Origin of the sequence: Algoriphagus sp. 4150 (genome assembly GCF_031457395.1) — a bacterium.
Lineage (GTDB): Bacteria > Bacteroidota > Bacteroidia > Cytophagales > Cyclobacteriaceae > Algoriphagus.
Window position 1 is genome coordinate 723,931 of record NZ_JAVDWS010000001.1, and the last position, 12,398, is coordinate 736,328.

Annotated in this window: 9 protein-coding genes and 2 tRNA genes; 10 read left to right on the top strand and 1 reads right to left on the bottom strand. The window is 41.5% G+C overall.

Annotated features, from left to right (window positions below; genetic code table 11):
- The first annotated feature begins 54 nt into the window (after positions 1–54).
- From J2X69_RS03095 to J2X69_RS03105, 3 genes are read left to right on the top strand one after another with little or no spacing between them, the layout of a single operon-like run.
- Positions 55–678, top strand: coding sequence for a DUF6134 family protein (locus J2X69_RS03095; protein WP_310098276.1), 624 nt, complete (start codon positions 55–57; stop codon positions 676–678).
- On the top strand, positions 671–1,378 hold the full coding sequence (locus J2X69_RS03100) for a TIGR04283 family arsenosugar biosynthesis glycosyltransferase (RefSeq protein ID WP_310098279.1): 708 nt from the start codon (positions 671–673) through the stop codon (positions 1,376–1,378). Before J2X69_RS03095 ends, J2X69_RS03100 begins: the two co-directional genes overlap by 8 nt.
- A gap of 18 nt (positions 1,379–1,396) precedes the next feature.
- Positions 1,397–2,458, top strand: coding sequence for a VOC family protein (locus J2X69_RS03105; RefSeq protein WP_310098282.1), 1,062 nt, complete (start codon positions 1,397–1,399; stop codon positions 2,456–2,458).
- A 2-nt stretch (positions 2,459–2,460) separates the two neighbouring features.
- On the opposite strand, the gene gap is transcribed toward J2X69_RS03105, so the two are convergent.
- On the bottom strand, positions 2,461–3,477 hold the full coding sequence (gap, locus tag J2X69_RS03110; protein ID WP_310098285.1) for a type I glyceraldehyde-3-phosphate dehydrogenase: 1,017 nt from the start codon (positions 3,475–3,477) through the stop codon (positions 2,461–2,463).
- A 190-nt stretch (positions 3,478–3,667) separates the two neighbouring features.
- Here gap and J2X69_RS03115 point away from each other — a divergent pair.
- The 7 genes from J2X69_RS03115 to J2X69_RS03145 all read left to right on the top strand — a co-directional run bounded on the left by J2X69_RS03115 (position 3,668) and on the right by J2X69_RS03145 (position 12,389).
- Positions 3,668–3,739, top strand: a tRNA-Glu gene (locus J2X69_RS03115).
- A 47-nt stretch (positions 3,740–3,786) separates the two neighbouring features.
- Positions 3,787–3,861 (top strand) — tRNA-Glu (locus J2X69_RS03120).
- Between the two features lie 350 nt (positions 3,862–4,211).
- Positions 4,212–5,120, top strand: a complete 909-nt coding sequence (locus J2X69_RS03125) for an AraC family transcriptional regulator (protein WP_310098288.1) — start codon at positions 4,212–4,214, stop codon at positions 5,118–5,120.
- A gap of 234 nt (positions 5,121–5,354) precedes the next feature.
- On the top strand, positions 5,355–6,911 hold the full coding sequence (locus J2X69_RS03130) for a long-chain fatty acid--CoA ligase (protein WP_310098291.1): 1,557 nt from the start codon (positions 5,355–5,357) through the stop codon (positions 6,909–6,911).
- Between the two features lie 29 nt (positions 6,912–6,940).
- Complete coding sequence (locus J2X69_RS03135; protein ID WP_310098294.1) at positions 6,941–7,867, top strand: prolyl oligopeptidase family serine peptidase; 927 nt, start codon at positions 6,941–6,943, stop codon at positions 7,865–7,867.
- Positions 7,868–8,034: 167 nt separating this feature from the next.
- Positions 8,035–10,917, top strand: coding sequence for a TonB-dependent receptor (locus J2X69_RS03140; protein ID WP_310098297.1), 2,883 nt, complete (start codon positions 8,035–8,037; stop codon positions 10,915–10,917).
- A 284-nt stretch (positions 10,918–11,201) separates the two neighbouring features.
- On the top strand, positions 11,202–12,389 hold the full coding sequence (locus J2X69_RS03145; RefSeq protein WP_310098301.1) for a pectin acetylesterase-family hydrolase: 1,188 nt from the start codon (positions 11,202–11,204) through the stop codon (positions 12,387–12,389).
- Positions 12,390–12,398: the final 9 nt, after the last annotated feature.

Here is a 12,398-nt window from a genome sequence, read left to right on the forward strand (position 1 = left end):
ATTTGACCCATTGAAAATTACAAAATCAGACCCTTTACTTCTTGATCGATCCATATGTATTTAAATACCTTTAAGTCAGTTAGTTTTATTCTAGTCTTTCTTGCTTTCTCTTTGGGATCAAGCTTGAATGGCTTTGGCCAGACCAAGACAAATACTTATGACATTGTGCTTGCCGGATTCACAATCGGTAGCATGCAGGCTGACAAAACTACTACTCCAAAAGGGGAAGATTATCAGATTCACAGTAAAGTGGAATTCTGGTTTTTCGGAAAAATCCATGTGGAGTTTTTGCAAAAAGCCCACTACGAAAATGGTCAGTTGATGAAAGCAACCACAAATTCAGATTCCAACAGGGGGAATTTTTTGACCTCGGTCACTTGGAACAAAGACCATTACGACGTGGACGCGAATTCCTATAAATTCCACAATGAGGAGCCTATCAATCAGATCATCAATTCAAGTACGGCCGCATTGTATTTTCATGAGCCAAAAGCCGGGGATGTGCTAATCTCTGAGAATTTCGGAATGCTGACTACCGTGCGGGAAATAGAAAAGGGTGTGTATGAGATTGACGTAAATGGAAACATGAACCGGTTTCACTATGAAGGGGGAGTTTTGCAGAAGGTAGTACTGGAAAACAACATCAAAAATTACACGATAAAACGCAGAGTTGATTGAAGCGAATAAGATTTCGGTAATAATCCCATGCCTAAATGAGGAAGCAAATCTCAAAGATCTTATTCCTTACCTGATACAGCATGGAAATGGATCAATCTCTGAAATTATTGTCGTAGATGGAGGATCCAAAGACAGTTCTCTAGCTATTGCTAAGTCATTAGGAGCGCAGACTTTCCAATCTTCTATTAGCAATAGAGCAGCCCAATTAAACTTGGGGGCAAAACATGCCGGAGGATCCGTTCTTTACTTTGTGCATGCCGATACGAGACCGAACAAAGAATTTGCAAAAGTGATTTTTGAAAATATTGCTAAAGGAAAGCATACCGGATGCTTTCGGTACAAATTTGATTCTGATAGTAGGCTTTTGAAAATTAATTCTTGGTTTACGGGATTTAACGGTCTTTTCTCCGGAGGTGGGGACCAAACGCTATTTATTAAAAAACTATTTTTCGATTCTTTAGGAGGCTTTGATGAATCCTATTGTATCATGGAGGATTTTGAATTGGTAAGGAGAATCCGTCAAAAATCTGATTTCCATGTTCTTCCGCAGGAAATTACAGTTTCCGCACGTAAATACAGCTCAACTAGTTGGCTGAAAGTGCAGCTGGCAAATCTTATGGCTTTTTCTCTTTTTTCGTTAAAAGTTAAGCCGGCTTCAATCAAAAGTTTATATTTAAATCTTTTAAACCAAAAGAAGTAAAAGCATAACAGTAGTTGAATGAATCAAGCAACAATTAATGGAATCCAGCAAGTAGGGATAGGAGTAAAAGATGCAAACCAAGCTTGGGCTTGGTACAGAAAAGCATTTAGAATGGATGTGCCGATCTTCCAGGATAGTGCTGAAGCTAAATTGATGACTCGTTACACTTCTGGTAAGGTAGAAAGCAGGCATGCTATTCTAGCTTTGAATATGCAAGGGGGCGGAGGGTTTGAAATCTGGCAATACACATCAAAGGAACCTCTAGCTTCCGAAAAAGAGCTCACATGGAAAGATTTGGGGATTTTGGCTGTGAAAATGCGCTGTCATGATATTCAGAAAACCCATGCTCACCTGAAAAAGATAGGAGCAACCATGCTGGGTGAGCCTGTGAAAAATCCCATGGGCGTTTGGCATTTTTATGTTAAAGACCCTTATGGCAACACATTTGAACTGATTGAAAACGGTTCTTGGTTTAGCAAAAACAAAGACCTTACAGGCGGAGTTTTGGGGGTGGTGATCGGCGTGTCTTCTGTAGACGATGCATTGCCTGTATATCAGAAGCATTTGATGCAAACTGAAATTCTTTGTGACAAGGCCGGTGTTTGGGCAGATTTCGTGCAAGTGGGCGAACCTACTACAGAATATCGAAGAGTTATCCTGCAGGGATCTTCCATAATGACAGGTGCATTTGGCAGATTGTTCTGCCAAACTCAGATCGAATTGATTGAAACAAATGCCCAGCCTAGGAATAAGGCATTCGAGAATAGAAACTGGGGAGATTTGGGATTTATCCACGTTTGCTTTGATGTCAATGGTATGAGCGATATCAAAGAGAAACTGGCAAAAGATGGTATAGAACTTACAGTGGATAGTCAAAATGAATTTGACATGGGAAAAGCAGCCGGAAGATTCTCTTATTTGGAAGATCCGGATGGAACCCTCATCGAGATGGTGGAAACTTTCAAAGTCCCAATCATGGAGAAGTTTGGCTGGTATCTCAACCTGGGAGAACGAAAAAAGAAAGGAAACTTACCAAACTTTGTGGTGAAGCTCCTTTCTCTGAATCGCGTAAAAGCTTAATCTCACTTATTATTTTCTGATATCAAGCGGGCTAGGTCTACCAAACGGTTGGCATAGCCCGCTTCGTTGTCATACCAGCCTACGAGTTTGATCATTTTTCCTTTGGCTGAAGTAAGCGCAGAATCAATGATGCAGGAATGTGGATTCCCTATGATATCTATGGATACAATAGGGGAGTCTTCTACTTCCAAATAACCCTTCAAATAGCCCTTACTAGCCTCTCTGAATGCACTATTTATTTGCTCTTCGGAGACCTCCTGTTTTAGCTCCACAATCATATCGGTCAATGAACCGTCCGGCACAGGAACCCGCATTGCTGAAGCTTCAATTCTCCCTGCCAAATCAGGCAATATCTCATCCAGTGCTTTTCCCGCATTGGTCGTAGTGGGAATAATGGAATAGGCAGCAGCTCTTGCACGTCTCAGGTCACGGTGGGGAGCATCATGAAGGTTTTGATCATTGGTATAGGAATGGACCGTGGACGCGAAACCTTTGACCACTCCGAAATTGTCATCCAGCACTTTCACCATGGGAGCAAGGCAATTTGTAGTACAGGAAGCATTGGAAACGATTTTTTCATCTCCTGTCAAAGTAGAATCATTGACACCCAAAACCACCATTTTGATAGTAGGATCCAGTGAAGGTGCGGAAATAATAACTTTTTTGGCACCGGCTGTCAGGTGTTTTTCGGCTCCGGGTCTATCCGTAAATCTCCCTGTACATTCAATGACAATATCAATAGCTAAACTTTCCCAGGGAAGTTTTTCGGGATCAGACTGTCCAAACAGCCGGATTTCATGTTCATTTACTTTGAGGATTGAATTCTCAAGCTCGATTTTACTACAGGATTTCCCGTGAATGGAATCGTATTTCAGCAAGTGTGAGATGGCGACTTGATCTGCCAAATCATTAATAGCTACGAGATTAAATCCCCTTTTTTCCAAGATCAATTTGGCCGTATATCTGCCTATCCGCCCGAAGCCGTTTATGGCTACTCTGATGTCTTTTGTTGGTTTCATGGGTAGTTTTCTAATTGGAAATCAAAAGTAGGAAAATCAACAACAATCCATTCTAAGAAAATTTTATTCCTTTGGACTCAGCTTTTTAACTCAAATCAGAAGAAATTTTCGAAGCCAAATTGGTTTTAAAAACTTAACCCTCTATATTTGCACAACCATTTGAAAAAGCAAGTTTTTCAAGGTCATTAATGGTCGGTTCGTCTAGGGGTTAGGACGTATCCCTTTCACGGATAAAACACGGGTTCGATTCCCGTACCGACTACATTGTCGCCTGATTTTCAGGAAGTTGTGATATTTTTGATTTATTTTGGTCGGTTCGTCTAGGGGTTAGGACGTATCCCTTTCACGGATAAAACACGGGTTCGATTCCCGTACCGACTACCAAGACGTTTAAGCTCAATCCCCGCTTTGTCTTAAGAAATTTTTGTTTTATGGTTGTTAGTGGTTAAAGTGAACAAAATCCCGATCCTTGGTCGGGATTTTTGTTTTTACAGCCTTTTTGATTAATGGCTTAAAAGCCATTGGTACTTTCTGGCTGCTTAAACTTAATAACATACCGGTTTATAAATATATTCTCTAAATTAGATTCAATGATAAATTAACATAATCAGCATGTTGAGCTCATAATAGAGCTTGGAAGCGCAAGAAGTGGTTCAGATCAGAATAGAGCACATAGGCATGTGTGGATTGATCATGTGTGGGTTGATATATCTAGATGCAAATGAATGAATCTTATGAAACTGAAATTGCCCTATATCAATCCCTCCGATTTCACCACTGCATTAATTGAAAAGCATGGGTTCCTCTCCCATGAGGTGTGGAATGCTCGCCATATTGGTTTTCCGGAGGAGATGGGCTTTGGTTCACTGTTGCTCTTTGTGCGTAACGATATTCATTTTTTTCGTGGCAAGTGGGATTTTAAAGCACCCACCACTTTTCTTTCTCCTGATGAAGTTGGTAAGAATGGAATAATTGATCTGAGAATTAGTTCAGACGGCACTATAGATTCGGCTGCCTTGAAGGGGCACAGTAAATTTCAGTACGATATTACCACAATTGATGGAATGCGGATATTCATTCCTGAGAAATACTTGCTTGGAGATCGGAAGAAAATTGCTTCAAAGCTTGATTATTATTGCCTCAATCCTAATATCAGCGAAATGCTCAAACAGTTGTTCCGCATAGATTACGAAGCTCTGGGGAATTCTATTCTAGTTGAAAGCAAAATACTTGAATTTATTTATTTATTTTTTGAATTCTTAAAGAAGGAGGACGTAAGTGCTCATTACGCTGATCTTTCGGATCATCAGCTTGCCTGCTTGAGAGCAGCTAAAGAATTGGTGGACGAAAACATAGGGATGGCAATATCGCTTAAGGAATTAAGCCAAAGGATCGGCATTAACGAATGCGATCTTAAGAGTGGCTTTCGCAAAATTTTCGGGTTACCCGTTCACCAGTATATTATCAAAGCTAGACTGGAAAAGGCCCATGACCTCGTAGTTCGCACGGATATTCCCATTCAGAGCATTTGTGATCTGGTGGGTTACACCAATAGAGGTCACTTTGCGCAGCTATATCTTAAATTGTATGGTGTTACTCCCCTGAATGATCGTATTCGCACTATTACAACTTCCCATAAGTGAGGCATACATAAAAACGCAGGTCTGACAAAAAATGCCATAATTCTGATTACTTAGTACATTTTTCAAAGTCTGATTTATTAGCAAAACATATACGTTTTACAGCTTTCTGCAAATTATTCCCGTTTCGTGTCAAATTGTTCCTGTTTCGATATCCGATTTAGGCAAACGATTGCGATCATTATTACAGTATTGATGCCTGTGGATGAAATGTCATCACTCTCAACTGAAAATATCATGATCAACTTATCGGTAATTCTCGAAGACAGCACCCGCAAGCATCGCCGTAATCCGGCGTTCACCTGTGAAGAAATCTCCTATACCTTCCAGCAAATAAATGACGAGGCCAATAAAGTTGCCAATGGTTTAAAAGCTATGGGTATGCTACCCGGCGATAAGGTAGCGTTGAATTGCCTGAATCTCCCCCAGTTTCCAATTATATATTTTGGAATACTAAAGGCTGCCGGGGTAGTTGTTCCGTTAAGCGTTCAACTTAAGAAGGATGAAATTACCTATCAGCTGAAAGACAGTGATGCGAAATTTTTCTTTTGCTTTGAAGGCACTGCTGACTTACCGATGGGACAATATGGCTGGAGCGCATTTGACGAAACGCCAACCTGCGAGCATTTCTTTATGATCATGCCTAGGCATGGCATGAAATCAAAAATAGAATCGGCTAAAACCTTGGATGATCTTACTTCGCGGTGTTCGGACGTATTCGAAACAATCCAAACTAGCGGCGAAGATACGGCAGTTATTATTTACACATCAGGCACTACAGGTTTGCCGAAAGGAGCAGAGTTAACGCATTCCAACCTTTTGTTGAATGCAATGCTCTGCGCTGACAGCGTCCTGAATCTTAAGCCGAAAGATGTTCAGCTTATCGCTCTTCCACTTTTTCACATTTTTGCCATGACTTTACAAATGAATGCCAGCATTCTTCAGGGTGCGCATTGTTTGCTCCTCACACGTTTTGATCCGAGCGCAGTATTGGTGTTGCTTAGCAGGTATAAGGTGAGTGTGTTTGCCGGTGTTCCTACTATGTATTGGGCATTGTTGAATTTTACCAAAGATGAGCCTGGGCATGAACGACGGGCACACCAGCTGCGTCGTTGCATCTCAGGTGGCGCCTCACTCCCAGTTAAAATTTTAAAGGATTTCGAAGCTAGTTTCGGTGTGCCAATATTAGAAGGTTATGGGATGAGCGAAGGCTCACCTGTTGTGACGTTCAATCATCAACAGATTGGTAGAAAGGCAGGCTCAGTCGGCACAGCTGTGTGGGGGGTTGAAGTAAAGATCGTGGGTAGGGACGGGAATGAAGTAGCCACGGGTGAAAAAGGTGAGTTATGGTATCGGGGTCACAATGTGATGAAACGATATTATAAAAAAGATAAAGAAACGGCCGAAGTAATCACAAACGGGTGGTTGCATTCCGGAGATATTGCGGTAAAAGATATTGATGGTTTTTTTTTCATTATAGACCGCATAAAAGACACCATCATACGAGGGGGAAAGAATGTCTATCCGCGGGAGGTAGAAGACGTAATGATGAAACATGAAGCCGTGTCACTGGTAGCGGTGGTTGGTGTTCCGTGCGAAAAAATGGGCGAAGAGATAAAAGCATTCGTTGTCCTGCAAAAAGATAGGTCAGCCACCAAAGAGGAAATTATTCTGTGGACTAAAGATAAGATAGCCGCTTATAAATATCCACGGTACGTAGAGTTTGTCGATTCACTTCCCATCAATGCTTCCGGCAAAATCCTAAAGAAAAATTTAAGAATACAGCCTTTGTAAAGACAATAACCCAACTCAACCAAATTAAAATGAAATCAGGAATCTTACAAAACAGAATTAGCAGTTTGAAAAGAAGAGGAATAATAGCCAGCTCTTTTCCATTGCGTCATTACCTCGCCATTTTTGTCCTTGTGTCACTTATCGGAAGCTGTACGGCAAGTAAAACGCCGACTGGAGAAAGTAAGCAAGAAAAAATTAATGATGTGGCCTATGGTACTGATCCCCGCAATGTAATGGACGTTTACCTACCTGCTCAGCGAAATGTCAATACTCCCTTTGTGCTATTGATCCATGGAGGAGCATGGGTAAAGGCAGGAAAGGAAAATGTCCGCGATATTCAGGATACGCTTCTTAATCATGGTATTGCAGTAGCCAGTATTAACCACCGCTATGCAAATACCAGCGATGTTCATTACTCACAGATGCTGGACGATGTGGATCAGGCACTCAACTATTGCAGTCAGCATGCTTTAGCATGGAATACTCGCAAGGATGGTTTCGTGATGGTTGGAGCCAGTTCGGGAGGCCACCTTGCCCTTTTATCAGCATATACTACGTCAAAGAACATAAAAGCAGTTGTTGAATTCTCAGGTCCAACAAACGTGAATGATACTACATTATTGAATTATGCTTCGAAAGTAGGCTTGATAGACGCTATTCAGAGAATGACTGGAAAAAACTATATAAAAGGAGCTCCTCTTGATATAGCCTACGCTCAGTCAAGCCCGATAACTCAGGTCAAAAATATTCCTGTATTGATGATACATGGAACGTCTGATGTAGTTGTCCCTTTCTCACAATCTGAAATGCTGGATCGAAAACTCACATCACTTGGGTTTGAACATAAGCTACTTGCAATCCCTAATGCCGGCCACGATCTGAATATGAATGATCTGAAAACGCGTTCTCTAGTACTGACATCTGCAGTGGACTGGGTTTTGAAATATGGTCATTAAAAAATAGGGGAATAGCATAACTGCAGGCAGGCTCATCGGGTCAAGGGCCGGAGTTAAGAATCAGCTATTACAGATACTGAAACCATACATTGATTATGGCTAGTGCATTCATGCAGATGCACACATTAGATATATCACTCTCTAATTTAATATTAACAATAAACCCTATGAAAATAAATATTTTACTATTAACAAAATTAGTGCTGCTCCTATTTATGCAATTGTCGGCCGGCACTGTATTCTCCCAAACGAGAACAATCTCCGGAACGGTTTCCGAATCAGATGGTACCACATTACCGGGTGCAACTGTGCAGGTAAAAGGCACCAATTTATTTGCTGTTTCAGATAGAAACGGATCTTTCTCCCTTGCGAATGTTCCAAACAATACCGTTACACTTGTTGCATCATTTGTAGGTTTTGCCCCCACTGAAATAACGGTTGCCGCTAACCTAACCTCCATATCTATTGTACTAAGTGATAGCCGGGCATTGGATGAAGTGGTGGTGACGGGAGTATTTGATGAGCGTACAAGAATGGATGCTTCGATCGCTATCACTACTCTTGGTAGAGAGATTATAGATAATCAGGTTCCTAACAGTGCACCGGATCTACTAAGAAATGTCCCTGGAGTGTATGTGAATTCATCTGTGGGTGAAATCCGCAACAGTGTTTCTTCACGGGGTATAACGGTTGGGTCAACAGATGGAAGTTTTGGATATGAATATGTGTCCATGCAGGAAGATGGATTGCCCATAACAAACACAACATATTTCAGCTATGGTCCGGATTTTTTTCTTCGTGCCGATGCTACACTCGAACGATTGGATGCTGTGCGGGGTGGTCCTGCTTCCGTGGCGGCAGCTAATGCTCCCGGAGGTATTTTTAACTATGTCTCCAAAAGAGGCGGGAATATATTTGGAGGCGAGGTACGTTTGAAACAGGGGCTGTTAGGAAACGGAGCAAATAGTTTGACCCGTTTGGATGGCAATATCGGAGGACCTTTGGGGAAAAACTGGTTCTATAACATCGGAGGTTTTTACCGCTATGATCAGGGTGCGCGATATCCAGGTTACCCGATGAATGAAGGAGGGCAGGTGAAAGCCAATGTCGAAAAGAAATATTCAAAGGGAAGTCTTAAAATATTTCTTAAATACCTTGACGATAAAAATGGATTTGCTCAGCCAATTTTAACAACTGGATATGATAACCCCCGACTGGCACCGGGATTTAACAGCAGCTCAACCAATTTTCCTGAAGCATTTAAGTATTCGGCCAAGGATCTTGTGAATGGAGGCAACTATGATTTTGACTCAAGAAATCAGGTAAAGAATAAATATAAGTCCATTGCTTTTACATGGGATCACGAACTGGGGAATGACTGGAGCTTTACCAACTCTGCCAAGTATGCCGCTAACTCTGTCTTATATAATACGCAAGGCGGCGTAATTCCTTCTTCAATAACTGATTTAACTCCCTACTTTTTTTTGGGCGGTTTTGGCGCAGGGTTTCCAGGAGCTTTCACTTTTAGTAACGTAAAGACTGGGGAAACATTAGCAAATGTGTCAGTAACAGGTGGTGTGCCAGTGGTAACATCAAGCACTCTTCCGGGACAGGATATCCTTCCAAATTCTATTCTCCTTATTCCGCTCAGTTACTATGACAACACTGTCAATGAGTTTTTGGAGCGTTTTGCATTCAACAAGAAAATAGGCAATATGAATTTTAATCTTGGAGGGTATTTTGGTTACTCAGATGCCAAGCGTTACTCAGGTGGAGATATTGGCCTTGCTACAATGGAAAATCATCCTAAGATGCTTTCATTAAGTTTTGCGGGCACTCCGCTCTATGGCATAAGCAATGGTGTACCTATTACTGGAGCTCCGGGTGTCTATCAGTTGACAAACGCGGCGGGGGTAGGCCAGGGAACGGGTAATCTCGGAGCTTACATCTCCTTTAACGCTACGCAAAATCAAGGCGCCCTATTTTTCGGGCACACCTGGAACCTTAGTGACAAATGGACATTCGACTGGGGTGTGCGATACGAAAGTGTGAACATAAAAGGCAATAACATAAGGCCTAATCTTATAGGTTCTCCTTTCTCGGGTGGTACAGATGGAGACATATTTACTACCTATGACAACAATAGTCTGGACACACTTGGGAGTTATAAGTTTGATTATACGATTAATACGTTCTCTTACTCAGCTGCTTTGAATTATAAGCTGAATGATAACCTTGCTATATACGGACGCTATTCTCAAGGTAAAAAAGCTCCTGATCTCGACTTCTATTTTACCCTCAATACACCACAAAATTTGCTATTATACAGACCAAAGGTTCGTAGCACAGAACAAATAGAGCTTGGATTGAAATCGGGGTTTGGTAAATCCGATCTGTTCGTAACACCATTTTATAGCGTGTTGAGTGGGGTACCGGTTGGTCAGATTTTTCAGGATACGAACGGAACTTATTATTTTCCCCCCAGAACATACGCCAAGTATCAGACAGTGGGAGTAGAAATTGAGACGAATATTTATGTCAACCCACACTTTAGTGTGCGCGGTGTTGCAACATTTCAAAAAACAAAGCTTGGAGAGTACGAAGTATGGGAAGCAAATGCAAATGGACCCGAAGACGATACAATACTATCGTACTCGGGAAACGAAGCGGACAATGCTCCTCGGGTGATGCTGAATGTCACTCCAACCTACACTATTAGTAGATTCTATACATTCCTTACCTGGTCTTATCTGGGAAGTCGTCAGGCGAATGCAGCTAATGTATTCAAGCTGCCTGCTTTCTCACAGTTCGACTTTAGTGCCGGGTATAATTTCTCGAAAGCTCTTCAGCTGAGTTTAAATGTCAATAATCTTTTCAATACGTATGGAGTGATGACCTTTCAGCGTCCTGGAAGCTTAGGTCAGGTGCTGGGCGGCAATGCTAGTTTCTCTAAAGCAGAATATGATGCGGCAGTAGCAGCAGACACACCATACTCTACTGTGGGGATTCAACCGCGAGCTTTTTATCTTACTGCTACATTCAAATTTTAATGGATCAGCCGGTTTTCATAAACAATGCCAGCCATTCCCTAGGTAGAAATTGTAAAGATAAAATCAAGCACGACGGCAAACTATACATGGTTGGGAGTATCAAGCCTGTGTGATTCTCCCGAATCGAGTTAGGGGAGAGCTATCCCGATTTTCGGGACAGGTAGTGGTCTTTAAAAATCAAAATATAAACAGATGAAATCGAGCATGTCGAAGACGACACACAGAGGGATGATTATAAACCCAGCGAGATTCCATCTGTCTTTTAAAAATCAAATTATAATCAGATGAAATCATTGAAAAAAATTCTAAAATGGTTCTTTATTTGCCTTATAGCGATACTTGTAGTTGGTTTTTTCTACGTCTATTTTATTTTGCTAGCGAAGCCCGACAGCGTGGCTCATATGACCGAAGTCAATGACCATGCATGGCATACAGTTAACCTTGGCGGTAGATCATTGTGCAGTGATGGGTCTGACTATTTCATTTTTGTGAGAAAGGGAAAATCCAACAACACTATCATTCATTTTTCGGGGGGAGGAGCTTGTTGGGACGATGCTACATGTTCAGCCCCGATCACTATTACCGCTGCTCTTTTGCATGGAGATGAAAAAGATCTGAAGGTTTTTTACTATCCTAAAGTTCTTAACTTCTTTGATAGGTTCTTAAAGGGAGGAATTCTAAATAAAGAAAATGAAAATAATCCATTCAAGGATTGGAACATTGTCTTTATCCCGTATTGCACAGGCGATTTTCATGTTGGGAATGCTACTAATACCTATACGGTTGATGGTAAAAGTACAGAGGTACACCATAATGGTCGAAATAATACATTAACTGCGCTTGAATGGACATTCGCTAATTTTAAGAGTCCGGAAAAAATTCTGATTTCGGGCGAAAGTGCCGGTGGATTTGCATCTGCATATTGGGCACCTTATGTTGCCGAACATTATACGGACGATGAAAAGATCTATCAGCTTTCGGATTGTTCACAGCTTACTTCACACCGTTGGCCCGCCATTATGGATTCTCTGTGGAAAAGTGATACGGAAGCGTTTCTGAATTTTAAAATTGACAGTGATGCATATGGAGATGCGCTACTCAATAGAACAAACTCTACTGCAAAAAAAATAAAACATCTAAATAGTAATACACTTTACGATGCTGTCCTTCCGCGGTTCTACGCAGTGCTCCATCACCGTCACACCAGCAACAATGAATACATTTTTGACTGGTCAAAAGGCATGCGCGAGTCAATCAAGAGACTTGCAAGTGGAAATATTGATTACGAGTATTTCTTGACTGACTGCCGATATGATCCTGAAAAAGTAGCAACGCCACATACGTTACTAGGTTCTGATTCAAGTATATATGCCTGTAAGGCCAACATGCTGACATACATAGAATGGCTACGACTAAATGTAATCGACGATGAGTCTGTCTCAGTAGGAAGCGAGTTGCTGGAGACACCTTGAATACATAAC

Excerpts from the sequence above, each read along its gene's own strand:
- J2X69_RS03145 (WP_310098301.1), top strand. The coding sequence starts at position 11,202 with ATGAAATCATTGAAAAAAATTCTAAAATGGTTCTTTATTTGCCTTATA.
- J2X69_RS03135 (WP_310098294.1), top strand. The coding sequence starts at position 6,941 with ATGAAATCAGGAATCTTACAAAACAGAATTAGCAGTTTGAAAAGAAGA.
- J2X69_RS03105 (WP_310098282.1), top strand. The coding sequence starts at position 1,397 with ATGAATCAAGCAACAATTAATGGAATCCAGCAAGTAGGGATAGGAGTA.
- gap (WP_310098285.1), bottom strand. The coding sequence starts at position 3,477 with ATGAAACCAACAAAAGACATCAGAGTAGCCATAAACGGCTTCGGGCGG.
- J2X69_RS03130 (WP_310098291.1), top strand. The coding sequence starts at position 5,355 with ATGATCAACTTATCGGTAATTCTCGAAGACAGCACCCGCAAGCATCGC.
- J2X69_RS03095 (WP_310098276.1), top strand. The coding sequence starts at position 55 with ATGTATTTAAATACCTTTAAGTCAGTTAGTTTTATTCTAGTCTTTCTT.
- J2X69_RS03140 (WP_310098297.1), top strand. The coding sequence starts at position 8,035 with ATGAAAATAAATATTTTACTATTAACAAAATTAGTGCTGCTCCTATTT.
- J2X69_RS03125 (WP_310098288.1), top strand. The coding sequence starts at position 4,212 with ATGAAACTGAAATTGCCCTATATCAATCCCTCCGATTTCACCACTGCA.